The sequence below is a fragment of the Stenotrophomonas sp. genome, from assembly GCF_032056425.1.
Taxonomy (GTDB): domain Bacteria; phylum Pseudomonadota; class Gammaproteobacteria; order Xanthomonadales; family Xanthomonadaceae; genus Stenotrophomonas.
Window position 1 is genome coordinate 15,302 of the sequence record NZ_DAMBCN010000027.1, and the last position, 26,566, is coordinate 41,867.

General features: G+C 65.8%; 25 protein-coding genes and 1 pseudogene. 16 read left to right on the top strand and 10 right to left on the bottom strand.

Going from position 1 to position 26,566, the window contains the following annotated elements; all coding sequences use genetic code 11:
- Positions 1-93 precede the first annotated feature (93 nt).
- From RTY46_RS16165 to RTY46_RS16205, 9 genes are all read left to right on the top strand, one after another.
- Entirely contained in the window at positions 94-426 is a 333-nt protein-coding gene (locus RTY46_RS16165; RefSeq protein WP_057496518.1) for a hypothetical protein, read from the top strand.
- Between the two features lie 31 nt (positions 427-457).
- On the top strand, positions 458-1,258 hold the full coding sequence (atpB, locus tag RTY46_RS16170) for a F0F1 ATP synthase subunit A (protein WP_108750365.1): 801 nt from the start codon (positions 458-460) through the stop codon (positions 1,256-1,258).
- A 73-nt stretch (positions 1,259-1,331) separates the two neighbouring features.
- Entirely contained in the window at positions 1,332-1,637 is a 306-nt protein-coding gene (gene atpE / locus RTY46_RS16175) for a F0F1 ATP synthase subunit C (protein WP_005411133.1), read from the top strand.
- 107 nt (positions 1,638-1,744) lie between these two features.
- Positions 1,745-2,215, top strand: a complete 471-nt coding sequence (locus RTY46_RS16180) for a F0F1 ATP synthase subunit B (protein WP_108750366.1) — start codon at positions 1,745-1,747, stop codon at positions 2,213-2,215.
- 2 nt (positions 2,216-2,217) lie between these two features.
- Positions 2,218-2,745, top strand: a complete 528-nt coding sequence (locus RTY46_RS16185) for a F0F1 ATP synthase subunit delta (protein WP_108750367.1) — start codon at positions 2,218-2,220, stop codon at positions 2,743-2,745.
- Positions 2,746-2,789: 44 nt separating this feature from the next.
- Complete coding sequence (gene atpA, locus RTY46_RS16190) at positions 2,790-4,337, top strand: F0F1 ATP synthase subunit alpha (RefSeq protein ID WP_108750368.1); 1,548 nt, start codon at positions 2,790-2,792, stop codon at positions 4,335-4,337.
- An 83-nt stretch (positions 4,338-4,420) separates the two neighbouring features.
- Complete coding sequence (atpG, locus tag RTY46_RS16195) at positions 4,421-5,284, top strand: F0F1 ATP synthase subunit gamma (RefSeq protein WP_010481324.1); 864 nt, start codon at positions 4,421-4,423, stop codon at positions 5,282-5,284.
- A 37-nt stretch (positions 5,285-5,321) separates the two neighbouring features.
- Positions 5,322-6,728 carry a F0F1 ATP synthase subunit beta gene (gene atpD, locus RTY46_RS16200; protein WP_108750369.1) on the top strand — a complete coding sequence of 469 codons (1,407 nt, stop codon included), beginning with the start codon at positions 5,322-5,324 and terminating at the stop codon, positions 6,726-6,728.
- A gap of 2 nt (positions 6,729-6,730) precedes the next feature.
- Positions 6,731-7,153, top strand: coding sequence for a F0F1 ATP synthase subunit epsilon (locus RTY46_RS16205; protein ID WP_005419509.1), 423 nt, complete (start codon positions 6,731-6,733; stop codon positions 7,151-7,153).
- Between the two features lie 239 nt (positions 7,154-7,392).
- Here RTY46_RS16205 and RTY46_RS16210 read toward each other — a convergent pair whose 3' ends face one another.
- Positions 7,393-7,779, bottom strand: coding sequence for a GtrA family protein (locus tag RTY46_RS16210; RefSeq protein ID WP_312709656.1), 387 nt, complete (start codon positions 7,777-7,779; stop codon positions 7,393-7,395).
- Between the two features lie 81 nt (positions 7,780-7,860).
- On the opposite strand from RTY46_RS16210, the gene glmU reads away from it, so the two are divergent.
- A complete protein-coding gene (glmU, locus tag RTY46_RS16215; RefSeq protein ID WP_312709659.1) occupies positions 7,861-9,228 on the top strand; it encodes a bifunctional UDP-N-acetylglucosamine diphosphorylase/glucosamine-1-phosphate N-acetyltransferase GlmU in 1,368 nt (455 codons plus the stop codon).
- Positions 9,197-9,730, top strand: coding sequence for a GNAT family N-acetyltransferase (locus RTY46_RS16220; RefSeq protein ID WP_312709661.1), 534 nt, complete (start codon positions 9,197-9,199; stop codon positions 9,728-9,730). Before glmU ends, RTY46_RS16220 begins: the two co-directional genes overlap by 32 nt.
- 144 nt (positions 9,731-9,874) lie before the next feature.
- Here the strand turns inward: RTY46_RS16220 and RTY46_RS16225 are convergent.
- From RTY46_RS16225 to RTY46_RS16250, 6 genes and pseudogenes are all read right to left on the bottom strand, one after another.
- Positions 9,875-11,308 (bottom strand): annotated as a pseudogene (locus RTY46_RS16225) (ATP-binding protein); the annotation flags it as partial.
- Positions 11,233-12,579, bottom strand: a complete 1,347-nt coding sequence (locus RTY46_RS16230; protein WP_312709663.1) for a sigma-54 dependent transcriptional regulator — start codon at positions 12,577-12,579, stop codon at positions 11,233-11,235. The pseudogene RTY46_RS16225 and the gene RTY46_RS16230, both read right to left, overlap by 76 nt.
- A 154-nt stretch (positions 12,580-12,733) precedes the next feature.
- Positions 12,734-13,951, bottom strand: coding sequence for an FtsX-like permease family protein (locus tag RTY46_RS16235; RefSeq protein WP_312709665.1), 1,218 nt, complete (start codon positions 13,949-13,951; stop codon positions 12,734-12,736).
- A gap of 20 nt (positions 13,952-13,971) precedes the next feature.
- Entirely contained in the window at positions 13,972-15,273 is a 1,302-nt protein-coding gene (locus RTY46_RS16240; RefSeq protein ID WP_312709667.1) for an ABC transporter permease, read from the bottom strand.
- Positions 15,274-15,283: 10 nt separating this feature from the next.
- Positions 15,284-16,006, bottom strand: coding sequence for an ABC transporter ATP-binding protein (locus RTY46_RS16245; RefSeq protein WP_312709669.1), 723 nt, complete (start codon positions 16,004-16,006; stop codon positions 15,284-15,286).
- A gap of 24 nt (positions 16,007-16,030) precedes the next feature.
- Entirely contained in the window at positions 16,031-17,314 is a 1,284-nt protein-coding gene (locus RTY46_RS16250; protein WP_312709670.1) for an efflux RND transporter periplasmic adaptor subunit, read from the bottom strand.
- A 201-nt stretch (positions 17,315-17,515) separates the two neighbouring features.
- Between RTY46_RS16250 and glmS the strand changes: the two genes are divergently transcribed.
- Positions 17,516-19,354 carry a glutamine--fructose-6-phosphate transaminase (isomerizing) gene (gene glmS, locus RTY46_RS16255; RefSeq protein WP_312709671.1) on the top strand — a complete coding sequence of 613 codons (1,839 nt, stop codon included), beginning with the start codon at positions 17,516-17,518 and terminating at the stop codon, positions 19,352-19,354.
- A gap of 76 nt (positions 19,355-19,430) precedes the next feature.
- Here glmS and RTY46_RS16260 read toward each other — a convergent pair whose 3' ends face one another.
- Positions 19,431-19,763: a hypothetical protein gene (locus RTY46_RS16260; RefSeq protein ID WP_312709672.1), complete on the bottom strand. Its 333-nt coding sequence runs from the start codon at positions 19,761-19,763 to the stop codon at positions 19,431-19,433.
- 107 nt (positions 19,764-19,870) lie between these two features.
- Between RTY46_RS16260 and RTY46_RS16265 the strand changes: the two genes are divergently transcribed.
- Positions 19,871-20,743, top strand: a complete 873-nt coding sequence (locus RTY46_RS16265; protein ID WP_312709673.1) for a hypothetical protein — start codon at positions 19,871-19,873, stop codon at positions 20,741-20,743.
- A gap of 105 nt (positions 20,744-20,848) precedes the next feature.
- On the opposite strand, the gene RTY46_RS16270 is transcribed toward RTY46_RS16265, so the two are convergent.
- On the bottom strand, positions 20,849-21,295 hold the full coding sequence (locus RTY46_RS16270) for a 3-dehydroquinate dehydratase (protein ID WP_312709675.1): 447 nt from the start codon (positions 21,293-21,295) through the stop codon (positions 20,849-20,851).
- Positions 21,296-21,298: 3 nt separating this feature from the next.
- Positions 21,299-21,700 (bottom strand): hypothetical protein, encoded by a 402-nt coding sequence (locus RTY46_RS16275; protein ID WP_312709676.1) that lies wholly within the window; start codon positions 21,698-21,700, stop codon positions 21,299-21,301.
- Positions 21,701-21,953: 253 nt separating this feature from the next.
- Between RTY46_RS16275 and RTY46_RS16280 the strand changes: the two genes are divergently transcribed.
- The 3 genes from RTY46_RS16280 to kdpB all read left to right on the top strand — a co-directional run bounded on the left by RTY46_RS16280 (position 21,954) and on the right by kdpB (position 26,561).
- Complete coding sequence (locus RTY46_RS16280; RefSeq protein ID WP_312709677.1) at positions 21,954-22,682, top strand: TorF family putative porin; 729 nt, start codon at positions 21,954-21,956, stop codon at positions 22,680-22,682.
- A gap of 71 nt (positions 22,683-22,753) precedes the next feature.
- Positions 22,754-24,487: a potassium-transporting ATPase subunit KdpA gene (gene kdpA, locus RTY46_RS16285; protein ID WP_312709678.1), complete on the top strand. Its 1,734-nt coding sequence runs from the start codon at positions 22,754-22,756 to the stop codon at positions 24,485-24,487.
- A gap of 25 nt (positions 24,488-24,512) precedes the next feature.
- On the top strand, positions 24,513-26,561 hold the full coding sequence (gene kdpB / locus RTY46_RS16290) for a potassium-transporting ATPase subunit KdpB (protein ID WP_312709716.1): 2,049 nt from the start codon (positions 24,513-24,515) through the stop codon (positions 26,559-26,561).
- Positions 26,562-26,566: the final 5 nt, after the last annotated feature.

Sequence of the window (26,566 nt, forward strand, 5' to 3'; positions counted from 1 at the left end):
ATGAGGCACCCCCTGTTTCAGCAGCCTCAGCCATTCACTTGTAACCACGTGGGACGTCCTGTGCTGAACTCCGTTGAAGCGGGTCGGCGACTGATGCTGCGCGCCGCGGTCTACCCGCTGGCTGCAGTCGCTGTGCTGGCTCTGGCCTTCCTTCTGGTAGGGCCGAAGTACGCCCTTGGCGCCCTGGCGTCCGGGGTTGCGATCTCGGCCGGTGGCTGGGTGGCGGCACGGATGGCGCTCAGTGGTGGGGCGGTGGCAGCGGGTTCGGCGATGGCGCGGCTGATTGTCGCGATCGTTGCCAAGTGGGTCGTGGTTTTCGGCGTCCTGCTGGTGGGGTTCCTGGTCTTCAAGCTGCCTGCATTGGCGCTGCTGGCCGGTATCGCCGTCGGTTTGATGTTCCAGGTCCTGGCCATGGCCAGGCGTTGACAAAAATTCAATTAACGAAGGTTCCGGACACATGGCGGGCGAGGCTCTAACCCCTACCAGCTACATCCAGCATCACCTGCAGAACCTGACCGCCCCGGTCGGTAACGGCGAAGGAATGTTCTGGCACATCCACGTCGATACGTTCCTCACCGCTGTCCTGATGGGCCTGGTGATCGTGGTCGCGTTCTGGCTGGGCACCCGCAAGGCCACCGCTGGCGTGCCGGGCAAGTGGCAGGCGTTCGTGGAAATCTGCCTGGAGTTCGTCGACCGCCAGGCCAAGGACACCTACCACGGCAAGAGCAAGCTGGTCACGCCGATCGCCATCACCATCTTCTTCTGGATTCTGCTGATGAATCTGCTGAAGATGATCCCGGCCGATTTCATCGCCAAGCCGCTGGAAATGGCCGGTATCCACTACTGGAAGCCGGTGCCGACCGCTGACGTCAACGCCACCCTGGGCATGGCCTTCAGCGTGTTCTTCCTGATGCTGTTCTTCGCCCTGCGTGCGAAGGGCCTGGGCGGTTTCATCAAGGAATTCCTGACGGCGCCGTTCGGCAAGTGGATGATGCCGTTCAACCTGATCCTGAACATCGTCGAGTGGCTGAGCAAGCCGATCTCGCTGGCGATGCGACTGTTCGGCAACATGTTCGGCGGCGAAATCGTGTTCCTGCTGATCTGGGTGCTGGGTGGTGCCGGTTTCTTCGGTGCCATTGCCGGTGGTGCGTTCGGCCTTGGCTGGATGCTGTTCCACCTGCTGGTGATCCCGCTGCAGGCCTTCATCTTCATGATGCTGTCGATCGTGTACCTGAGCCTGTCGGAAGACGCTCACTAAAGTTCCAAGCTTCAACGCGTTTCAACCTTCATCCGTTTCATCACCCTTAGCAACTTAGTTCCTGGAGATAACCATGTACTTCGCCGTCCTGACCAACTTCGCGCAGATTCAGAGCTCCACCGCCCTTGCCGTCGGCATCATGATCGGCCTGGCCGCGCTGGGCGCCGGTCTGGGTCTGGCCATCATGGCTGGTAAGTTCCTGGAGTCGGCCGCCCGCCAGCCGGAACTGATCCCGGTCCTGCAGGTCCGCATGTTCATCACCGCCGGCCTGATCGACGCCGCGTTCATCATCTCGGTCGCCGTCGGCCTGCTGCTGGCCTTCGCCAACCCGCTGTCGGCCGCCTTCGCTGGCGCCGTCACCAAGGCTCTGGCCGGCTGATACAGCGGTTTGAGACGACCGGGTGCTGATGCACCCGGTTTCGGATGAAGGTCCGGGTGCGCCGCTCCGGCGGCGCATCCACCCCGAAACCAGCGATCGAGCTAACCATGAATATCAATTTCACCCTTCTTGCGCAGGCGCTCGCCTTCGCTGGTCTGATCTGGATCATCGCGACCAAGATCTGGCCGCCGCTGATGAACGCGATCGAAGAGCGCCAGCAGAAGATTGCTGAAGGCCTCGCCGCTGCCGACCGCAGCCAGAAAGATCTGGCCCAGGCGCAGGAAAAGGTCAACGAAGCACTGAAGGACGCCCGCACCAAGGCCAACGAGATCATCGACCAGGCCCACGCGCGCGCCAACCAGATCGTCGACGCTGCCCGTACCGAAGCGATCACCGAAGCCACCCGTCAGAAGGAACTGGCCCAGGCTGAAATCGACGCCGCCGCCAATCGTGCCCGTGAAGATCTGCGCAAGCAGGTGTCCGCGCTGGCCGTGACCGGTGCCGAAAAGCTGCTCAAGCGCGAAATCGACGCCAACGCCCACAAGGCGCTGCTCGACGAGCTGGCCTCGGAGATCTAAGGATGAGCCAGGCCCTCACGCTTGCCCGCCCGTACGCCCGCGCCGCCTTCGCGACCGCGCGCGACGAAGGCACGTTCGCGCCGTGGTCGGACGCCCTCGCGTTCTCCGCCCACGTCGCCGCCGACCCGCGCGTGGCGGCCCTGCTCGCCAACCCGGAGCTGGGCCGTGACGACGCCGTCGCCCTGCTGGCGCCGGTGAACCACGGCGAAAGCTACTCGCGTTTCCTGGCCATCCTGGCCGAATCGCATCGTCTGCCGCTGCTGCCGGAAATCGCCGGCATGTACGACGCCCTGCGCGCCGAAGCCGAACACGTGGTCAAGGCCACCGTGACCTCGGCCGCCGAACTGTCGGCCGGCGAGCTGGACGCGATCAAGGTCGCGCTGCGCAAGCGCTTCAACCGCGAGGTCGATGTGACCACTGCGGTGGATGCCTCGCTGATCGGCGGCGCCGTGATCGATGCCGGCGACGTGGTCATCGATGGTTCGCTGAAGGGCAAGCTGGCCCGTCTGCAGACCGCGCTCGCTAACTGAATTCATTTAACGTCCGGCCCCGCTGCCGGCACTAGGACTTGACGATGGCAACCACGCTCAACCCCTCCGAAATCAGCGAACTGATCAAGAACCGCATCGAGAAGGTCAAGCTGGCCGCGGAATCGCGCAACGAAGGCACCGTGACCAGCGTGTCCGACGGCATCGTGCGCATCTTCGGTCTGGCCGACGTGATGCAGGGCGAAATGATCGAACTGCCGAACAACACCTTCGCCCTGGCCCTGAACCTGGAGCGCGACTCGGTCGGCGCCGTGGTCCTGGGTGACTACGAGCACCTGCGCGAAGGCGACGTCGCCAAGACCACCGGTCGCATCCTGGAAGTGCCGGTCGGTCCGGAACTGCTGGGCCGCGTGGTGAACGCCCTGGGCGAACCGATCGACGGCAAGGGCCCGCTGGGCACCGACGTCACCGCCCCGGTGGAGCGCGTTGCTCCGGGCGTGATCTGGCGCAAGTCGGTCGACCAGCCGGTGCAGACCGGTTACAAGTCGGTCGACTCGATGATCCCGATCGGCCGTGGCCAGCGCGAGCTGATCATCGGTGACCGCCAGACCGGCAAGACCGCGATGGCCATCGATGCGGTGATCAACCAGAAGGGCACCGGCATCAAGTGCGTGTACGTTGCGATCGGCCAGAAGGCTTCGACCATCGCCAACATCGTGCGCAAGCTGGAAGAGAACGGCGCGCTGGCCCACACCATCGTGGTCGCCGCTACCGCTTCCGAATCGGCTGCCATGCAGTACATCAGCGCCTACTCGGGCTGCACCATGGGTGAGTACTTCATGGACCGCGGCGAAGACGCGCTGATCGTGTACGACGATCTGTCCAAGCAGGCCGTGGCCTACCGCCAGATCTCGCTGCTGCTGAAGCGCCCGCCGGGCCGTGAAGCCTACCCGGGTGACGTGTTCTACCTGCACTCGCGCCTGCTGGAACGCGCTGCCCGCGTGTCCGAGGAATACGTCGAGAAGTTCACCGAAGGCAAGGTGACCGGCAAGACCGGTTCGCTGACCGCGCTGCCGATCATCGAAACCCAGGCCGGCGACGTGTCCGCCTTCGTTCCGACCAACGTGATCTCGATCACCGACGGCCAGATCTTCCTGGAAACCGACCTGTTCAACGCCGGCATCCGCCCGGCCGTGAACGCCGGTATCTCGGTGTCGCGCGTCGGTGGCTCGGCCCAGACCAAGATCATCAAGAAGCTGTCGGGCGGCATCCGTATCTCGCTGGCCCAGTACCGTGAGCTGGCTGCGTTCGCGCAGTTCGCCTCGGACCTGGACGAAGCGACCCGCAAGCAGCTGGAGCGCGGCCAGCGCGTGACCGAGCTGATGAAGCAGAAGCAGTACGCGCCGATGTCCATCGCCAACCAGGCGCTGTCGATCTACGCCGTCAACGAGGGCTACCTGGACGACGTGCCGGTCAACAAGCTGCTGGCGTTCGAAGAAGGCCTGCACGCCCACTTCGCCAACACCCAGGGCGAACTGGTCAGCAAGGTCAACGCCACCGGCGGCTGGGACAACGACATCGAAGGTGCCTTCAAGAAGGGCATCGCCGAGTTCAAGACCACCGGCAGCTGGTAATCCAGCGCTCGTAGAGCGGGGCTCGCCCCGCTCAAACGGTTGAACAACGCGGGGCAACAGCCCCGCGCCACGGGAAACAAGAGATGGCAAGCGGACGCGAAATCAAAACCAAGATCAAGAGCGTGCAGAACACCCGCAAGGTGACGCGCGCCCTGGAAATGGTCTCGGCCTCCAAGATCCGCAAGGCGCAGGATCGGATGAAGACCTCGCGTCCGTACGCGCAGGCGATGAAGCAGGTGATCGGCCACCTGGCCCAGGCCAGCACCGATTACCAGCATCCGTTCCTGGTCGAGCGTGAGCAGGTCAAGCGGGTCGGGTTCATCGTGATCTCCTCCGATCGCGGCCTGGCCGGCGGCCTGAACAACAACCTGTTCCGCAAGATGCTGGGCGAAGCCAAGGCATGGCAGGACAAGGGTGCTGAAGTGGACCTGGTGACCATCGGCCAGAAGGCATCGACCTTCTTCCGCCGCGTGAAGGTCAACATGGTCGGCAGCGTGACCCACATCGGCGACGTGCCGAAGCTGGAATCGCTGATCGGTGTGATCAAGGTCATGCTCGACGCCTTCACCGAAGGCAAGGTCGACCGCGTGTACCTGGTCTACAACCGCTTCGTGAACACCATGGTGCAGAAGGCCAGCTTCGATCAGCTGCTGCCGCTGCCGCCGGCTGAAAAGCAGGTCGCCCACCATGACTGGGACTACCTGTACGAACCCGATGCCGCGACCGTGCTCGAGCACGTGATGACGCGTTACATCGAATCGCTGGTGTACCAGGCACTGCTGGAAAACGTCGCCTCCGAACATGCCGCACGCATGGTCGCGATGAAGGCGGCGAGCGACAACGCCAACAAGCTGATCGGCACCCTGCAGCTCGTCTACAACAAGGCGCGCCAGGCAGCGATCACCCAGGAAATCTCCGAAATCGTCGGCGGCGCGGCAGCAGTCTGACCGCGTTCGTTCAAAGCACACATTAGAGGATGCAGCAATGAGTCAGGGCAAGATCGTTCAGATCATCGGCGCGGTCGTCGACGTCGAATTCCCGCGTGAGTCGGTGCCGAAGGTGTACGACGCACTGAAGGTTGAAAACACCGAGATCACCCTCGAAGTCCAGCAGCAGCTGGGCGACGGCGTGGTCCGTACCATCGCCCTCGGTTCCACCGACGGTCTGAAGCGCAACCTGGTGGCCATCAACACCGACCGCGGCATCTCCGTGCCGGTCGGCGCTGGCACCCTGGGCCGCATCATGGACGTGCTGGGCCGTCCGATCGACGAAGCCGGCCCGGTGGCCGCCAGCGACAGCTGGGAAATCCACCGTGCGGCCCCGTCGTACGAAGACCAGAGCCCGGCCACCGAACTGCTGGAAACCGGCATCAAGGTCATCGACCTGATGTGCCCGTTCGCCAAGGGCGGCAAGGTCGGCCTGTTCGGCGGCGCCGGCGTCGGCAAGACCGTCAACATGATGGAACTGATCAACAACATCGCCAAGGCGCACAGCGGTCTGTCCGTGTTCGCCGGCGTGGGTGAGCGTACCCGTGAGGGCAACGACTTCTACCACGAAATGAAGGACTCCAACGTCCTCGACAAGGTGGCGATGGTGTACGGCCAGATGAACGAGCCGCCGGGCAACCGTCTGCGCGTCGCCCTGACCGGCCTGACCATGGCCGAGTACTTCCGCGACGAGAAGGACGAAAACGGCAAGGGTAAGGACGTCCTGCTGTTCGTCGACAACATCTACCGCTACACCCTGGCCGGTACCGAAGTGTCGGCACTGCTGGGTCGTATGCCGTCCGCCGTGGGTTACCAGCCGACCCTGGCCGAGGAAATGGGCGTTCTGCAGGAGCGCATCACCTCGACCAAGAACGGTTCGATCACCTCGATCCAGGCCGTCTACGTTCCCGCGGACGACCTGACCGACCCGTCGCCGGCGACCACCTTCGCCCACCTGGACTCGACCGTCACCCTGTCGCGTTCGATCGCCTCGCTGGGTATCTACCCGGCCGTCGATCCGCTGGACTCCACCAGCCGCCAGATGGACCCGCTGGTCATCGGCCACGAGCACTACGACACCGCCCAGCGCGTCCAGCAGACCCTGCAGAAGTACAAGGAACTGAAGGACATCATCGCCATCCTGGGCATGGACGAACTGTCCGAAGAAGACAAGCAGGCCGTGTCGCGCGCCCGCAAGATCGAGCGCTTCTTCAGCCAGCCGTTCCACGTGGCCGAAGTGTTCACCGGTTCGCCGGGCAAGTACGTGCCGCTGAAGGACACCATCCGTGGCTTCAAGGCCATCGTCGATGGCGAGTACGACCACCTGCCGGAGCAGGCGTTCTACATGGTCGGCGGCATTGAAGAAGCGGTCGAGAAGGCCAAGAAGATGGCTGAGAAGGCCTGATCATGAGCACCATTCGTTGCGACATCGTCAGCGCTGAACAGGAAATCTTCCGTGGCGAAGCGACCCTGGTCGTGGCGACCGGTGAGCTGGGCGAGCTGGGCATTGCGCCCAAGCACGCCCCGCTGATCACCCGACTCAAGCCCGGCAAGGTCGTGGTCACCACGCCGAACGGCGAGCAGCTGGATTTCGCCATTTCCGGCGGCATCCTGGAAGTGCAGCCGCAGGTAGTGACCGTGCTGGCTGACACCGCCATCCGCGCCCAGGACATCGACGAAGCCTCGGTCCGCAAGGCCAAGGAAGAAGCCGAGCGCATCCTGGCCAACCGTGGTGAAGCGATGGAAGTGGCCGAAGCCCAGCAGAAGCTGGCCGAAGCCGTGGTCCAGCTGCAGGCCCTGGAACGACTGCGCAAGAACCTGAAGCACTGAGGTTCATCCGCAGCACCCACGAAAACGCCGGCCCAGTGCCGGCGTTTTTGTTTGTGCCGCTGAAGGGCCGAGGCGCCGTAGAGTCGAGCTTGCTCGACTGCTCTTCGCGCAATGGTCGGCGTAGAGTCGAGCTTGCTCGACTGCCTTTCGTGCGGCGGCGGAAAAGCCCGCGCTGCGCGCGATAGTCAACCGACAGTCGACGCTACCCCGTCCCCCACACGCGGTCGGGGTTTCAACCTTCAGCGGTAGACCACATACCGCATCAACACGAACGACACGCACGCCAGCCCGCCTTCCACCAGCGGCTTGGCCAGCCACGCGTACTGCAGGCCCAGCGCATGGTCGGCGGCGGCCAGCAGCAGCGAGCTGGCCGCGGTCAGCAGCAGCCACAGCGGCAGGAAGCGTGCGAACCGGTGCCAGCCCAACCGCTGGTGGCCGTGGCCGTCGGCGAAGGTGTAGCGCCCGTTGAGCCAGAACCCCAGCAGCATGCCGCCCACGCGCCCGGCAACGTTGGCCGGCACCACCGGCATGCCCGCTGCGGTGCAGGCGACAAATACCAGCCAGTCCAGCAGCAGCTGGGCCAGGCCAACAGCAAGGTAGGAACGTCCCTGGCGGAGCAGGCTCATGGCGGACCGATGGCGCAATGGATGCCCATGTTAACGGCCTGCGTTCTAGAATCGTCGGCAACGACCTTCGGATAGCCGCCCATGACCCAACCCCTGCACGTGATCATCCTGGCCGCCGGCGCCGGCAAGCGCATGAAGTCGGTGCTGCCCAAGGTGCTGCAGCCGATCGCCGGGCAGCCGATGCTGGCGCATGTGATCGCCACCGCGCGTGAACTGCAGCCGGCGGCGATCCACGTGGTCTACGGTCATGGCGGCGATGCCGTTCGCCAGCGCTTCGCCGACCAGCCGGATCTGCTGTGGGCCGAGCAGGCGCAGCAGCTGGGCACCGGCCACGCCGTGGCCCAGGCCATGCCCGAGGTGCCCGATGCCGCGCAGGTGCTGGTGCTGTACGGCGATGTGCCGCTCATCCGCGCGCAGACCCTGCGTGATCTGCTGGCGCAGCCCGGCCGTCTGGCGGTGCTGGTGGCCGAGATGGACGACCCCACCGGCTACGGCCGCATCCTGCGCGATGCCGAGGGCAAGGTCGGCGCCATCGTCGAACAGAAGGATGCCGACGAAGAGCAGCGCCGCATCCGCATCATCAACACAGGCATCATCACCGCCGAATCGACCGCGCTGCGGCGCTGGCTGTCGCAGCTGTCCAACCGCAACGCGCAGGGCGAGTATTACCTGACCGATGTGTTCGCCTTTGCCGCGCATGAGTACACCCCGGCGGAAATGGCGCTGGTGGCCGACGCCCAGGAAGCCGAAGGTGCCAACGATCCCTGGCAGCTGTCGCAGCTGGAACGCGCGTGGCAGCGTCGTGCGGTGCGCGCACTGTGCACCCAGGGCGCACGCGTGCTCGACCCGGCGCGCGTGGACGTGCGCGGCAAGGTGACCGTGGGCAGCGACGTGCAGATCGACGTGGGCGTGATCCTGGAGGGCACCGTGGTGCTGGCCGATGGCGTAAGCGTGGGCCCGTTCACCCGCTTGAAGGACGTGACGCTGGGGCCGGGCACCGAAGTGCGCGCGCACTGCGATCTGGAAGGCGTGGTGACCGAGGGTGCGGCACAGATTGGCCCGTTCGCGCGCCTGCGCCCGGGCACTGTGCTGGCTGATGGCGTGCACGTGGGCAACTTCGTGGAAACCAAGAAGGTCACCCTGGGCGTGGGCAGCAAGGCCAACCACCTGACCTACCTGGGTGATGCGGTGATTGGCAGCAAGGTGAACATCGGCGCCGGCACCATCACCTGCAACTATGATGGGGTGAACAAGTCGACCACGACCATCGGCGACAACGCCTTCATCGGTTCCAACAGTGCGCTGGTGGCACCGGTGCTGATCGGCGAGGGCGCCACCATTGCGGCAGGTTCGGTCATTACCCGCACCGCACCCGATGGCAAGCTGACCCTGGCGCGCGCACGACAGGAAACCATCGATGGCTGGAAGCGCCCGGTCAAGAAGACCTGAGCCACGTGTGCCGCACGCCGATGAGCTCGGCGTGCTGCCAGGCATCGAACAGCGCGCCGGCGAGCTGCTGGAGGGCCATGATGCCTATCAGGTGTTTGCCGGGCATGGCCTGGATCTGCCTGCGCTACACGAAGGTCTGCGGCGCCGGCAGGTGTGGGTGGTGGATGCGGCCGACGGCGGAATCGCCGGTTACCTGCTGGCCGGTGAACTGGCAGGTGAGTTCCATGTGCTGCAGATGGATGTGGATCCCGCGCACGCGCGCCGGGGCCATGGACGTGCGCTGTTGCGCCACGCATTGGCGATGGCCAGGGCAGACGGCTATCCGGCAGCGGTACTGACCACGTTGAGCGATGTGCCGTGGAACGCGGCCTTCTACGCCAGCGAAGGATTCGTCACGGTGCCGGAAGCGGAATGGGGCGCCGGCCTGCAGGCCGTGATGGCCGAAGAGGCTGCGTTGGCGTTTCCGATGCATCTGCGGGTCGCGATGCGTCGGGTGCTGTAGCGGCCGACCTTGATCGGCCTATCCACGCATGGCGTGGATCTACTGCCGCCGGCCATGGCCCTACGCCGGTAGATCCACGCCACGCGTGGATACGTCCAGGTCATCGGCCGTAGATCCACGCCATGCGTGGATACGGCCCCCCGTTCACCCCACCGGCAACAGGATCGACACGCACAACCCGCCCTCGCCGCGGTTCTGCAACGACACCCGCCCGCCGTGCGCTTCCACGATTTCCCGGGTCAGCGCCAGGCCAAGCCCGGTGCCGTTGCGCTTGGTGGAATAGAACGGCATCAGCGCGTTCTGCAGCACCTGCTCGTTCATGCCCTTGCCGCGGTCCAGCACATCCAGGCGCAGCCACTGCGGCAGACGCGTGAGCTGCACGTGCACATCGTCGTTGGGTGGTTCGGCCTCGGCGCAGGCTTCATGTGCGTTCTTCAGCAGATTCAGCAGTGCCTGACCGAACTGCGCGATGTCGATGCGACTGCTCAGGTCCGCGCCGGGCGGGTGGTCCATGGTGAACGGAATCTGCTGGCACAGGCTGGCCAGGAACGGCGCCCAGTGCACGGTCTGCAGCTGTGGCTGGGGCAATTTGGCAAAGCGTGCATAGCTGCGGATGAAGCCTTCCAGATGGCGTGCGCGGTCTTCGATGGTGCTGAAGATTTCCGGCAGGCGATCGAAGCGCTCGCGCTTCACCAGCTCGCCTCCGGAATGGGCCAGCGAGGCGATCGGCGCCAGCGAGTTGTTCAACTCGTGGCTGATCACCCGGATCACCTTTTTCCACGTCTGCACTTCCTGTCGTCGCAGTTCGGCGGTCAGCAGGCGCACCAGCAGCAGATCATGCGGGCGCCCGTTCAGATGGAACGCGCGCCGCGACAGGTGGTAGATCTGTTCGTCGTCCTCATCCACCTCGCTGCCGTCGTCCACCTCCGGGCGCACCGCGAAAAGGCTGTCACCGCCGCGCTCGATGGCATCGCGCAGTTCCACCGGCATCTGTTGCAGTACATCCTGCAGGCGCTGGCCTTCCAGCTTCCAGCCGCCGTGCAGCAGCCTGCGTGCGGCCAGGTTGGAAAACACCACGCGCGCAATGCCATCGCCACCGGCGGCGATCAGCAGCATGGCCACCGGCGTGTTCTGCACCATGGTGTCCAGCAGCAGTTCGCGCTGCACCAGGCCCTGGCGCTGCTCGCGCAGCACATCACCCAGTTCGCGATGGGCCTGCACCAGGTCACCCAGCTCATCGTTGCCCGGCCAATGCACGCTGAAGTTGTACTCGCCATCGCGGTAGCTGCTGGTGGTCCCGGCCAACGCGCGCATCAGCGACCGCACTGGCGCGGTGGCACGGCGCAGCGCCCACCACATCAACGCCAGCAGCAGCACCGTTGACACCAGGGTGATCACCCAACCGTGGTCCAGCCAGTAGGCCAGCAGCCACGGCAGTGCTGCAGCCAGTGCCAGCACCGGCAGCAGGCGCAGGAACAGGCGGAAGGTGAACGAGCGCCGCTTCATTCGCGCGGAATGCCGTGGCGATCCATGCGGCGGTACAACGCCTGCCGGCTCAGACCCAGTTCGGCGGCCGCCTGCGCGATCACGCCGTGGTTGCGCGTCAGCACCTCCTCGATGCGCGCGCGATCGGGATCATTGCCGGTGCTCGGTGCCGGCCGTGCGGCGGCTGGCGCGCGGGGCAGGTTCAGATCGGCCACTTCGATGCGCGGGCCGCTGGCCAACAGTTCGGCACGCTGGATGACGTTGCGCAGTTCGCGCACGTTGCCCGGCCATGGATGGCGCTGCAGGGCCGCAGCGGCGGCGCTGGACAGCGGCGTGCCGGCGGTCAGGAAGCGCTCGGCCAGCGGCACGATGTCGCCGGGCCGCTCGGCCAGCGGCGGCAGCGCCAGTTCGACGGTATTCAAGCGGTAATACAGATCTTCGCGGAAGCTGCCATCGCGGATCATCGCCGGCAGGTCCGCATTGGTTGCGCTGACCACGCGCACCTTCACCTGCCGCTCGCGGTTGGAACCCAGGCGTTCGAAGCGGCCTGTTTCCAGCACCCGCAGCAGTTTCATCTGCCCGCCCAGGGACAGGTTGCCGATCTCATCCAGGAACAGCGTGCCGCCGTCGGCCGCTTCGAACTTGCCCTCGCGTGCCTTGTTGGCACCGGTGTAGGCGCCGGCTTCGGCCCCGAACAGTTCGGCCTCGATCAGTTCCGATGGCAGCGCGCCACAGTTCACCGCCACGAACGGGCCCTTGGCCACCAGCGAGTTGGCCTGGATGATCTGCGCGATCTTCTCTTTGCCGGCGCCATTGGGGCCGGTGATCAGCACCGGCAGGTCCGAGCGCGCCACCTGGCAGGCCAGGGTGATGACTCGTTCGCTGGCGGGATCGGCGACCACCGCGCCGCAGAGATCGTACTTCGCTTCCAGGGCGCTGCGCTGGCGCTGTTCGCGTGCGCGGCGCTGGTCCAGTTCGCGACGCGCTTCGGACAGCTCCAGCAGGTTGTTCACCGTGGTCAGCAGCTTGCGGTCATCCCACGGCTTGGCGAGGTAGTCGGCCGCACCGGCCTTGACCAGGTCCACCGCACTGCTGAGGTGGGTCCAGGCGGTCAGCAGGATGACCGGCAGGTCGGGGTGGCGCGCACGGATCTGCGCGAACAGTGCTTCGCCTTCCTCACCGGACGTGGTGTCTTCGGTGAAGTTCATGTCCTGGATCACCAGATCCACCGGCTGCGATTCCAGCAGGGCCAGCCCTTCGGCCGGGCTCTGCGCCTGCAGGGTGTCGATGTCATGCAGGGAAAACAGCACGTCCAACGCGGTGGCGACGCTGGCGTTGTCGTCGATGATCAGGATCGCAGGCATGTTTCGCAGAAGGGTGGCGCCGGGCATGCCCGGTAAGGGGTAGCGCCGGGCCATGCCCGGCGGACGAGGGTGCAGTAAAGCCGCCGGGCATGGCCCGGCGCTACCGTCACCTTCCCAATATAGCCAAAGTCACGACGCCGCAACGGCCGGCCGCTCAGGTCCCGCGGGTGGCCACAGCGGGGGGCACCGCAGCGGCGCGCCGGGCCGGCCCGAACACCGCGATCTGGCCCAGCACCCACAGCAGCAGCGCGCCCAGCGGCAGGTACAGCAGGGGCATGCGCGGCAGCTCGTACATGTTCATCAGGGCCAGGTTGATGGCATAGGCGGCCAGCATGCCCAGTACGATGCCCAGGGTGGCCAGCAGGAAGTTCTCGGTCTGGAAGTAGCGCAGGATCTGCCCGCGGGTGGCACCCAGCGCACGGCGGATGCCGATCTGCTTGCTGCGCTGCTGCACCCAGAAGCTGGCCAGGCCGACGATGCCCAGGGCCGTGACCACCAGCAGCGCCACGCACACCGTCACCAGCAGGCCGACCATGGCGCGGTCGTTGCTGAAGTACTTCTGGCGCTGTTCTTCATAGGTCAGCTTTTCGCGCATCAAGCGGTTGGCATCGTTGCGGTTCAGTGCAGCCACCGCGGCCTTCAGCACCTCGTCTCGGCGTTCGGGTGCGGTGCGCAGCATGTAGGTGCCGCCTTCATCGAAGCCGCGGCGCAGTGGCAGCAGCATCGATTCGGACCAGTTGTTGCCCCAGCCGGTTGGCGTGGTGAGGGTATCGACGATGCCGATCACATGCAGCGGCTGCTTGCCCATGTAGTAGGTCTTGCCCAGCGCGTTGCCATTGGGTTCCATCTTCGCGGCGGTGGCCTGGGTGAAGATCACCGGGATCGCCTTGTCCTGCGAACCGGCCTTGCTGACCACGTCATAGTCCCGGTATTCGTCGGGCTGGAAGTCGCGCCCGGCGATCACATTGATGCCCATCGTGCGGATGCCATCTTCGGACATCGTGTACATGGACGCTTCGGTGGTCGGCTGTTCCTGGTCCTGCTGGCGCTGGATGCTGCTGCTGGACGAGCCGCCGCGGAACGGAACCTGGTTGATGATGGTGGCGCTGGTGACGCCGGGAATGGCGCGCAGTGCAGCCAGGTCTTCGCGGGTGCGGGCCTGAGCGTTGGTCTGCTTGCCGATGCCGCTGACGCGCACCATTACCAGTTCGTTCTCGGCGATGCCGCTGGGCATGCTGATCTTTTCCACGCGCTGGCTGACCAGGAACAGCGCGTTGCAGACGATGGCGCAGGTCAGGGCGACTTCCAGCACGATCAACGCGGCAGCGGTCTTGTGCCGGCGCAGGGTGCTGAGGATGGGGCGGATGTCCATGGGAGTCCTCGTTCCGGTGCTTACTGCGACTTGAGCTGGATGGCCGGGGTCACCTGCATCGCGCGCCAGGCGGGCAGGAAACCGGCGGCAAGGCTGGCAAACAGGGTCAGGCCGATGGCCAGCAGCAGCATGCTGCCGTCCAGGTGGGCCAGCTTGGCGTAGTCCACCGGCTGCTGGCGCACGGCGAACAGGCCGAGCAACGCCACGCCGATGCCAAGCACGCCACCCACCACGCCCACCGCACCGGCTTCCACCAGGCACTGCAGGAAGATCTGGCCGCGGCTGGCGCCCAGCGCGCGACGCACGCCGATCTCTCCGCTGCGGCGCAGGAACTTGGCCAGCAACAGGCCCACCGTGTTGACCAGGCACACGCCGAGGAAGCCCAGTGCCAGCCACAGCTGCAGGCGCACATCGCTGGGCACTGCACCGTTGAAGTCCAGCCACTCCATCACGTTGCGCAGGCGCACGTTCGGCGGGCGCTGGAAGCGGCCGGCCTCACGCTGCTGGCTGGAGTAGTTTTCCAGGTAGCGGCGATAGTCGTCGGCCTTGGCCGGGTCGACCTCGACCCAGTACTGCAGCCAGGTGCAGGGTGCGTTCAACGAGTAGCTGTTGCCGTCCGGGTTTTCGCCGAAGCAGTTCATGTTGCCGCTGCTTCCCAGCTTCATCTCGAAGGAGGTGCTGACCGGCAGCAGCAGGTCTTCATCCTTGCCATAGGTGCCGGTGGTGAGGTCGAAGAACTGCGGTTCGGGATTCCATTCCTTCATGACGCCAACGATGCGGAAGCTCTGGCCATCCATGCGGATGTCCTTGCCCACGCTGTTGCCGCCCTGGTACAGCTTGTCGTTCAGCGCCTTGGAAATGACCACCACGCGCGCGCGGGCGTCATCGTCCTGGCGGGTCCAGGGGCGACCGTACTGCATGGGCACGTTGAACATCGGGAAGAAATCGGCCGAGGTCCAACGCGTATCGATCGAGAACGGCTGCAGCGTGCTGTTGTCCGGTTCGATGGTGCCGCCGCCGGCGCTCATCAACGCCTGACGTTCGGCCTTGGCCTCGCGCAGCAGTGCCTCACCGTCGAAGCGGGTCATCTGCGGGTTGGGTTCTTCGCCGGGCACGTAGCCACCGCGCTGGCCAGGGTCCAGCTGCACGTAGAACAGGCGATCGCTCTTGTCCGGGATCGGATCGCCGGAAAGCACGTGGAAAACAGTCAGGGTGGTCATCGAGGCACCGATGCCCAGCGCGATGGCCACCACCATCAGCGCGGTCAGTACCTTGTTGCGGCGGAAGCTGCGCGCCGCCAGGCGGGCGTAGTAGGCAAACATGGTCAGGCCCTCACTCGTTCACGGCGACGATGCGGCGCGGGGTGGCCAGCACGGGCTCACGCACCAGGTCGGTCACCTGGCCGTCGACGATGTGCACGTTGCGCTGCGCGCGCGCGGCCAGTTCCGGGTCATGGGTGACCATGACAATGGTGGTGCCGGCGGCGTTGATCTCTTCCAGCAGCTCCATCACCCCGCGTGCCATCTGCGTGTCCAGGTTGCCGGTTGGTTCGTCGGCCAGCAGCAGGCGCGGGCTGCCGGCCAGGGCGCGGGCAATGGCCGCGCGCTGCTGCTGGCCGCCGGACAGTTCGTTGGGGTAGTGCTTCATGCGCGAGCCCAGGCCGACCTGGGTCAGCGCCTTCTCGATGCGCTCGCGGCGCTCGTTGGCGCTCATTTTGCGGTAGCGCAGCGGCACATCCACGTTGTCGAACAGGTTCAGGTCGGGAATCAGGTTGAAGCCCTGGAAGATGAAGCCGATCTTCTGGTTGCGCAGGCGGCTGCGCGCATCATCGCCCAGCGTGCTCACGTCCTGGCCGTCCAGCAGGTAGGTGCCGCTGGTGAAGGTTTCCAGCAGGCCAGCGATGTTGAGGAAGGTGGTCTTGCCGGAGCCGGACGGGCCGGTGACGGCCACGAACTCGCCCTCCTTCACCTGCAGTTCCAGCGAGCGCAGTGCGTGGGTTTCCACCTGTTCGGTGCGGAAGACCTTGGCGACCGAACGCATTTCAAGCATGTGCATGGGATGTCCTCTCTCCAGGATGTGTCAGTTGACGGAGACGCGTTCGGCGTCCTTGAACAGGTCGCTGCCGGAGACCACGATGCGGTCACCCGGCTGCACACCCGATTTGATTTCCACTTCGCCCAGGCTGCTGACGCCCAGTTCCACCGGCCGGCGCACCGCAGTGCGGCCGTCCATCACGTAGGCCACGCCGTTGCCCTGTTCCACGAACGGGCCACGCTCGACTTTCATCACGTTCCGGCGGGTATCCAGCAGCACGCGCACCGACATGCGCTGGCTCTGGCGCAGGCCTTCGGGCTGGGCGGCGGCGAAGCGCACGCGGGCGTTCACTTCACCGTTCACCACCTCCGGTGACACCGCGCTGATCTCACCGGCGAACGGCTTGCCGTTGCCACCGGTCAGCTGCGCCGGCATGCCGATGGCCAGGTCACGGGCGAAGCTTTCCGGCACCTTGATCTCCACTTCGAACCTGGACAGGTCGACCACGCCCAGCACTGGCGCGTTGGCCGCCAGGTTGGTGGCCTGGGTGGCCTGCACCTGGCCCACCTGGCCGTCGAACGGGGCGCGCAGGGTCAGTGCGTCCACCTGGCGCTGCACTTCGGCCACCACGGCCTTCTGGCGGTCGGCCAGCAGGCGCTTGTTGCGCGCATCCAGGTCGGCGCCCTGGCTCTGCAGGCGGGCGTCGGTAGTGGCGTTGGCCAGGGTGATGTCGGCCTTCTTCAGGGTGTCCTGGGCCTTGGCCAGGTCGATCTGCGGCACTGCGCCGCCGTCGTAGCCACGCTGGTAGCGCTGCAGGTCGCGGTCGGCGGCCTGCCGTTCGATGTTGGCCTGGTCGGTTTCCTTGCGGGACTTGGCGCGGGCCAGGGTGGCATCCAGCGCGGCGCGGCTGGCCTCCGCCTCCAGGCCGGCCAGGGTGGCCTGTTCCTGGGCCAGCTTGCTGCGCAGTTCCGGGCTGTCGATGTTCGCCAGCTCCTGGCCCTTCTTCACCACGTCACCGGCCACCACCTTCAGGTCCACGGTACCGGCCGAGATGGCGTACAGAGTGGGGCTGTTGGCGGCGATGACGCGGCCGTCGGCGGCGATGTCGCGCACCAGGTCGCCGCGCTGCACTTCGGCAATGCGCACCCGGCTGCTGTCGAAAGAGCGGCTGGCATTGGACCAGGCATGCACCGCCCAGCCGATGGCGGCCAGCAGGGCGAGCCCGCCCAGCACCGGCCAGCGGTAACGGCGCAGGGCGGCGCCCGAGCGCGAGGTGCCGGCCGGGGCGGGGGAAACGATCTGGTCCTGGGCAGAGGTGTCGCGGATCATCGGGTACGTGCCTGTCGGTGGTAGACAGTACCAAGCACGTCGCGTGCCAACTTTTTGATTTTATGAATCAATGATTTAGCGATGCGGGATCGGTGTCCGGGTGTCCGCGGACACTGTGGCGGACACTTTCGTTAAGCGGACAGGCGGGGGAGGGCAGGCACCCACGCTAGAATGCCGACACCGTCTTCAAGGAAACGCGACATGTGTGGAATCGTAGGTGCGATCGCTGATCGCGATGTGGTGCCGGTGCTGATCGAAGGACTGAAACGACTGGAATACCGCGGTTACGATTCCTCTGGTATTGCGGTAATCGACCAGGGCGAGCGCGAGGACGTGCGCCGCGTGCGGCGTACCGGCCGCGTTTCGGAAATGGCCAACGCCGCCGAGGCCGAAGGCTTCAACGCCAGCCTGGGCATCGGCCACACCCGCTGGGCCACCCATGGCGGGGTGACCGAGGCCAATGCGCACCCGCACATCAGCCACGGCGTGGCGCTGGTGCACAACGGCATCATCGAAAACCACGAAGAGCAGCGCGAGAAGCTGCGCGCGCTGGGCTACACCTTCGAGTCGCAGACCGACACCGAAGTGATCGCGCACCTGATGCACCACCACCTGAAGGGCGGCGACAGTCTGTTGGGCGCGCTGCAGCGCACGGTGAAGGAACTGACCGGCGCCTACGCCCTGGCCGTGGTCAGCCGCGCCGAGCCGGACCACTTCGTCTGCGCGCGCATGGGCTGCCCGCTGCTGGTGGGCCTGGGCGAGGGCGAAAACTTCGTCGCGTCCGATGTCTCGGCCGTGATCTCGGCCACGCGCAAGGTCATCTTCCTGGAAGAGGGCGACACCGCCGATATCCGCCGTGATGGCGTGCAGGTGTTCGACGAACACGACCAGCCGGTGCAGCGCGATACCCACCTGTCCGACGTATCGCTGGCCTCGCTGGAACTGGGCCCGTACCGCCACTTCATGCAGAAGGAAATCCACGAGCAGCCGCGCGCGCTGGGTGACACCATCGAAGCGGCGATCGACGCCGGTGGTTTCCCGGCCGAGCTGTTCGGCAAGAATGCCGAAACCGTGCTGGCCGGCATTGAAGGCGTGCAGATCCTGGCCTGCGGTACCAGCTACTACTCGGGTCTGACCGCGCGTTACTGGATCGAATCCATCGCCGGCCTGCCGTGCAGCGTGGAAATCGCCAGCGAGTACCGCTACCGCGCCGCGTATGCCAATCCCAAGCACCTGATCGTGACCATTTCCCAGTCCGGCGAAACGCTGGATACGATGGAAGCACTGAAGTACGCCAAGTCGCTGGGCCACACCCACACGCTGTCGATCTGCAACGTGCCGGAAAGCGCGATTCCGCGCGCCAGCGAACTGGTCTGCTACACGCGTGCTGGCGCCGAGATCGGCGTGGCCTCCACCAAGGCCTTCACCACGCAGCTGGCCGCGCTGTTCCAGCTGACCGTGGTGCTGGGCAAGCTGCACGGCCGGGTGGATGCAGCACAGGAAGCCGAATACCTGGAGCAGCTGCGCTTCCTGCCGGGCAGCGTGCAGCACGCCCTGAACATGGAACCGCAGATTGCGGCCTGGGCCGAGCGCTTCGCGCGCAAGAGCAGCGCGCTGTTCCTGGGCCGTGGCCTGCATTACCCGATCGCACTGGAAGGCGCGCTCAAGCTGAAGGAAATCACCTACATCCATGCCGAGGCCTACCCGGCCGGTGAGCTGAAGCACGGCCCGCTGGCGCTGGTGGACGAAGACATGCCGGTGGTGGTGATCGCGCCCAACGACAGCCTGCTGGAAAAGGTGAAGTCGAACATGCAGGAAGTGCGCGCGCGTGGTGGCGAGCTGTTCGTGTTCGCCGACCAGGACAGCAACTTCAACGAGTCCGAAGGCGTGCACGTGATCCGCACCCCGCGCCATGCCGGCGTGCTGAGCCCGGTGGTGCACACTATTCCGGTGCAGCTGCTGGCCTACCACACCGCGCTGGCACGCGGCACGGACGTGGACAAGCCGCGCAACCTGGCCAAGAGCGTTACGGTGGAATAAGCCGGAAGGGCTGTGGCCGCCGCGCACGGCGGCCCGGCCCGCATCGGTAGCGCCGGGCCATGCCCGGCGGAATGCCTCAGGCCGCGTGCACCTGCACATCCACATATTCGGCCAGGCCACGGCACGCCAGAAGCAGGCCTTCGCGCACATCGTTGCCAACCTGCTGCGCTTCGTCGCCATCCACGCGCACGCGCTCGCTGGCGTGCAGCCGTTCCAGCAGCAGCGTCAGCCCTGCGTTGGCGCGATTGATGCGCGCCAGCGCCATGCACTGGCCGGTGCTGCGGCCCTTGCGCTGCAGCGGCTGGCCATCGGCAGCGTCTACCTGCCGATTGCGACACCGATTGCCGACGGTCCGTCGAGCATGGCTCGACGCTACAGACGGCGCGAACACCGTTGCGTCATCGTCCACGCACGCGTAGCTTTGTTGCGAACGATTTGCATTTATCGAGTGGTGGTCAAGGAATGAAGGGAAGCAGGGCTGCACGGGCGCAACGCAGGTGGATGCTGGCTGGCGCCGTGGCACTGCTGGCAGCGGCACTCTGCGCACTGGTGATGTTCAGTACACGTGACCACATCGAGCCACCGGCCGCGCCGCCCCGAACGACCGCCCGCGCCGCGTCTGATGACGCTGTACTGCCGGCATCGGCACGCCTCACCCGCTACGAACAGGCCAGGCGCGGGATCGATCCCCAGGTCTTCCAGTCCGTCGGGCCTGGCGTCTATCAGATCATCAGGCTGGGTGCGGCCCGTCCGCCCGGCGACGCGCTCGCGTTCGTGCACAGCCGCGTGCAGCGCGCTCGCGCGGGTGATTTCAGTGCCACGTTCGAGATCTACCTCGCTGTCCGCGATTGCCAGAACTACATCAGCGGTGACGCCGACACGGCGCTCGCGCTGGAGGTGCAGGGCGGGGTGGATCCGCGGGAGTTGAGCACTTCGGAGCGCAAGCTCGCAGAATGCACTTTGCTTGCAGGCAATGCTGCCCTCTGGAACGAGCACTGGCTGGAAATGGCCGCGCACCAAGGCTCGATCGAGGCCCAGCTGATGTATGCAGTGGATGTCACATCGGTGCTGGGCCCGTCTTCGCAGCGACTGGCCAATCCGGAAAAAACGCTGGAATGGAAAGACACGGCCCGGTCGTACCTGGAACAGGTCGCGGCAACGGGAAACCTCGATGCGATGGTGCGGCTGTCGAATGCCTACGCGAAGGGTGTCTTCGTCCAGCGCAGCAGTGAGATGTCCTATGCCTATGCGCTTGCGGCGAACAGGATGAAACCGGGCACGTTCGATGCTGCGTTCATGGTGTCGCTGCAAACGGACCTTTCCGTGCAGCAGCAGGCATCGGCCAGGTCCGCCTCGGCAGAGATCTACAACGCCTGCTGCGCCCATTAGATCGACCCGCAGGGCTCCTGCTGCATCACAGCGTGGCAGCAGTTCGCCCGCGCCAGGTCCGCTGCGATACGTCCGGCCCGATGGGCGCATCGAAGCGGTTGCAGCTCACGTGCCCACGTGGAAGCGGTTGCTGTCTTCGGCCAGCCCCAGGTGTTCCAGCGCGATCTCCAGCCCCAACGCGTAGCTCTGCGCACCGTAGCCACTGGCCACTGCCAGCCGGCGCCCCGCACCGGCCGGAATGCAGGTCTCGCGCTGCGCGCCATCGTCGTGCACTTCCACATAGGCGTTATGCAGATGCGGCAGCAGGCGCTGCAACCGGGCGCTGTCGGCGCACGCACCGGGGTCGAGCAGGGTGATCTCGCCGCGGCTGTGGTCGGCCACGCGCAGTGCGTCCAGCAGTTCCTGTTCGGAACCGCACGCGCGGATGGCGAGGGTGGTGCCGGCGTCGATGGCGCGCTCCACCAGGGCCTTCAATACCGGGCTGGGCAGCGGTGCAGCGGTGCGGATCAGGCGACCACTGGCTTCCGGGCCGCGAATGATGAAGATCGACATGGCTCAGGCCTCCATGGCCAGACGGTGGCGGATGATGCCCAGCGAGAGCGGGTAGCCGCCCTGCGCGTCGCGATGGTCGACCACCACGGCCGCGGGCGCGTGCTGCAGGCGCAGCCGCGATTGCAGGTCCAGTTCGCAGGTGGCCTGGACTTCGATGTACTGCGCCGGCAACTGGTCCAGCGCGTGGCCCAGCGCGGCGGCCTGTTCGCACCACTGCTGCTCGTCCACGGTGCCCAGTTCCAGCACCACCCAGTCGCGGGGCTGGGCGTCGATCTGGCACAGACACTGGCGAATCTCTTCCACGCCACTGCAGTCCCTGCACACCACGGGGTGGTTGCCCAACTGCATGGGCAGGCTCGGCGGCACACTGCTGGGGGTTGCGTGGCGAATCACGATCACGGTCATGGCGGTTCTGGTTTCACACCCTGCGGTGCGGTGATGCCATGGTCGCGGTGGGCTGCGTAAAATCGCCAGCCGCCTTTTCCGTGCCGGGCATAAAATCTGCGTAATGCGCTGCTGGGCGCTGCACCGCCCCCTGCCAGGTGTGAAAAATTTATGCGGATTTTACGCGGCGTATCAGCGCGGGAATGGGCTTTTTACAGGCATCGATTCGACAATTTCGCATCGGCTGAACAGCCATCCTGTGAGTTGTCATTCCATGTCTCTGCATATCTTCCCGGGCCAGCCCATCAGTGCCCAGGTCATTGCCACCCGTAGCCTGGCCGGTCTGGTTCTGTTCGCCGGTGCGGCCTTCAGCAGCCATGCGGCCAGCGTGTCCGGCTCGGCCGCCATTGCCAATGATTACGTGTGGCGCGGTTCCAGCCAGACCCAGGGCGATGCGGCCGTGCAGGCCGGCTTCAAGGCCAGCGCCGAGTCGGGTTGGTATGCGTCGGTGTGGGGTTCCAATGTCGAATTCGCGCCGGACACCCATGCCAGCAGCGAGCTGGATTTCATTGCCGGCTGGTCCGGTGGCGTGTCCGACGATTGGGCGCTGGACGTCAACCTGACCCATTACCGGTACCCGTCCACCACGGTGGATCTGAACTGGACTGAGTTGAACAGCACCGTGACCTGGAAGCAGAACTACTGGCTGCAGGTGGCGTATTCGCCGGACGCCCTGGCCACCGATGAGCGCGGCGTGTATGCGCAGCTGGGTACACGTCTGCCGGTCAGCGACAGCGTCCGCTTCGAGGCCGCCGTGGGCCATTACTGGCTGGAAGACGCCTACAACGACAGCTACACGCACGGCCAGCTGAGCGGCATCTGGGCCTTCAAGGCGCCGTTCGAACTGCGCGTGACCGCGCATGCCACCGATTCGGTGGCCAAGCGCATCTTCCCCGATCTGGCAGGTTCGCGCGTCGAAGCCGCGCTGCAGGCGTCGTTCTGAACTGAGTCCGGCATCGCTGGCGTGCGCCCTCGCACGCACGGCGATCCGACCACAACAAGGTGGGACATCCCATGTTCGAGTTCCTTTCCGTAATTGCGCTGGCCCTGCTGCTGGGCTGGCCCATCGGCCGCTATCTGGCGGCGGTGATGCGTGGCCAACCCATGTGGGGTGACCGCGTGTTTGGCCTGATCGAACGGCCGCTCTATCGCATCCTGGGCGTTGCGCCTGGCCAGGGTATGGGCTGGAAGCAGTACGTTACGGCGCTCCTGGTCAGCAACCTGGTACTGGCCCTGCTGACCCTGGCCATCTTCATGACCCAGGCCTGGTTGCCGCTGAACCCCAACAATGCGCCGAACATGCGCTGGGACCTGGCGCTGCACACCATGGTCTCGTTCCTGACCAACACCAACCAGCAGCACTATTCCGGCCAGGCGCAGTTGTCCTACTTCGCGCAGATGACCGGCATCGTCGGCCTGCAGGTGATTACCCCGATGATGGGCCTGGCCCTGGTGGTGGCGACGCTGCGCGGCCTGTTTGGCGGGCGCAGGCGCGATGTGCTGGCCGCTGCGGGCAACGATCGCGCGCCGTCGGTCGTTGCAAACGATGGCGAAGCCGACCTGGGCAACTACTGGGCCGATGTCATCCGTCCGGCGGTGCGCCTGATGCTGCCGCTGTGCCTGCTGTGGTCGCTGCTGCTGACCTGGCAGGGCGTGCCGTCCACGTTCGATGGCGGTCCGGTGGCTACGCCCATCGACGCGTCTGCGGGCATGGCCGAGCAGAAGATTCCGTTGGGGCCGGTGGCCTCGATGGTGGCGGCCAAGCAGCTGGGTACCAATGGTGGTGGCTGGTATGGCCCCAACAGCGCGGTGCCGCTGGAAAACCCGACTGCGATTTCCAACCTGCTGGAAACCCTGGCCCTGATCCTGATTCCGGTCAGCATCGCCTTCATGGTCAGCGCCTTCACCGGGCGCCGCCGCTTCACCGCCCTGGTGGTGGGCACCATGCTGGCGATGTCGCTGGTCTCCACCGGTGTGGCCCTGTGGTCTGAATCGCTCTCGTCCACCAGCACGAACAGTGCGCTGATGGAGGGCAAGGAAGTGCGCTTCGGCGCCGATGCATCCGCGCTGTGGGCGGCACTGACCACGCAGACCTCCAACGGTTCGGTGAACGCGATGCACGATTCGCTGTCGCCGCTTACCGGCCTGGTCACGATCAGCAACATGCTGGTCAATTCCATCTGGGGTGGCATCGGCTGCGGCCTGCAGCAGTTCATCGTCTACCTGCTGCTGAGCGTGTTCCTGGCTGGCCTGATGACCGGCCGCACCCCGGAACTGTTCGGTCGCAAGATCGAGGCGCCCGAGGTGAAGCTGCTGGCCGTGCTGGTGCTGCTGCAGCCGTTGGTGCTGCTTACCCTTACTGCCATCACCCTGGCCGTGCCCAGCCTGACCGGCAACTCCAACCCGTCCTTCCACGGCATCAGCCAGGTGTTCTATGAATTCACCTCGGCCTTTGCCAACAACGGCTCCGGTTTCGAAGGGCTGGGCGATGCCACCTACTGGTGGAACCTGACCTGTGCGGTGGTGCTGGCGCTGGGCCGCTACCCGGCACTGATCATCCCCCTGGTCATCTCGGCGATGTTGGCGCGCAAGCGTGCCGTTCCGGAAAGCCCGGGCACGCTGCACGTGGAAACGCCGACGTTCGCTCTCACCCTGATCGCGGTGGTCGTCATCCTGACCCTGCTTCAGTTCATGCCGGTTCTGGTGCTGGGCCCCATCGCCGATCACTTGGCGCTCAAGGCCTTCTGAGGATTTCCCAATGACTGATACGTCCATGCATGCGGGGCAACGCCCCGGTCGCCCGGCGCTGCTTGATGCCGCCGGGTTCAAGGCCGCCGTCATTGCGTCCTTCGCCAAGCTGTCGCCTGGCCATGCCTTCCGCAACCCGGTGATGGCCGTGGTGTGGCTGGGCACCCTGCTCACCGCGGGCCTGACCATCGCCGGCAAGGCCGCCACCGGCACCGGTTGGGCGGTCACTGCACTGCTGCTGGTCACCGTGCTGTTCGCCAACTTCGCCGAGGCGGTGGCCGAAGCGCGCGGTCGCGGCCAGGCCGCCTCGCTGCGCCGTGCACGCAAGGATCTGGTGGCGCGCAGGATCAGCGATGCGGCCAAGCCCGGCAGCGCGGTCTCGGTGCCGGCCGCCGAACTGCGCCCGGACGATCTGGTGGTGGTGTCAGCAGGCGAGATCGTGCCCGCCGATGGCGAGATCATCCGTGGCCTGGCCACCATCAACGAATCGGCGGTGACCGGCGAATCGGCACCGGTGCTGCGTGAGGCCGGTACCGACCGCTCCGGCGTGATCGGTGGCACCAAGGTGCTGTCCGACGAGATCGTGGTGCGGGTGACCGCCGAACCGGGCAACAGTTTCCTGGACCGCATGATCTCGCTGGTGGAGGGTGCCAATCGGCAGAAGACCCCCAACGAGATCGCGCTGGGCCTGTTGCTGATCACGATGACGCTCACCTTCCTGATCGTGGTGCTGACCCTGCCGTCCATCGCCGGCTTCGTCGGCATTTCGCTGGACCCGCTGCTGCTGGTCGCGTTGCTGGTCTGCCTGATCCCGACCACCATCGGTGGCCTGCTGCCGGCCATCGGCATCGCCGGCATGAACCGCGCGCTGTCGTCCAACGTGCTGGCCAAATCGGGCAAGGCAGTGGAAGTGGCCGGTGACGTGGACGTGCTGCTGCTGGACAAGACCGGCACCATCACCCACGGCGATCGCCAGGCCACGGCGTTCCATCCGCTGGCGGGCGTGGACATGCAGCGCCTGCGCGAAGCAGCGCTGCTGTCCTCGCTGGCCGACCCGACCCCGGAAGGCAAGTCGATCGTGAAGCTGGCCCGCCAGCCGAACACGCCCATCGAAGAGCCGGCCAACGCGCACTTCGTGCCGTTCAGCGCACACACCCGCATGTCCGGTGTCGACCTGAGCCTGGCCGATGGGCAGGTGCGTGCGATCCGCAAGGGCGCCATCGACGCCATGGTGAAGTACGCGCAGTCGCTGGGCTCGGAACCGTCGCCGGAACTGTCCGCGCGCGTGGAACAGGTGGCCCGCAATGGCGCGACGCCGCTGGTGGTGGCCGATGGTCGCCACCTGCTGGGGGTGATCGAACTGTCCGACGTGGTCAAGCACGGCATCAAGGAAAAGTTCGCGCAGTTGCGTGCGATGGGCATCAAGACGGTGATGATCACCGGCGACAACCCGCTGACCGCTGCGGCCATCGCCGCCGAAGCCGGCGTGGACGACTACATCGCCGAGGCGCGCCCGGAAGACAAGCTGGCCCGCATCCGCCAGGAACAGGCTTCGGGGCGACTGGTGGCGATGGTGGGCGACGGTACCAACGACGCACCGGCGCTGGCGCAGGCCGACGTCGGCCTGGCGATGAATTCGGGTACGCAGGCCGCCAAGGAAGCCGGCAACATGGTCGATCTGGATTCGGATCCGGCCAAGCTTCTGCAGGTGGTGGAAGTAGGCAAGCAGCAGTTGATCACCCGCGGCGCGCTGACCACGTTCTCGCTGGCCAACGACGTGTCCAAATACTTCGCCATCCTGCCGGCGATGTTCGCCGCCCTGCCGTCGATGGCCGCGCTGAACGTAATGCACCTGTCCAGCCCGACCAACGCCGTGGTGGCCGCGCTGATCTTCAACGCGATCATCATTCCGATCCTGATTCCGCTGGCCCTGCGCGGTGTGCGCTTCCGTGCCGCCAGCGCCACCGCGCTGCTGCGCCGCAATGTGCTGGTATACGGCCTGGGCGGCGTGTTGCTGCCGTTCCCGGCCATCAAACTGATCGACATGGCGCTGGCCGCCGTGTCCGGCGCCTGAGGACC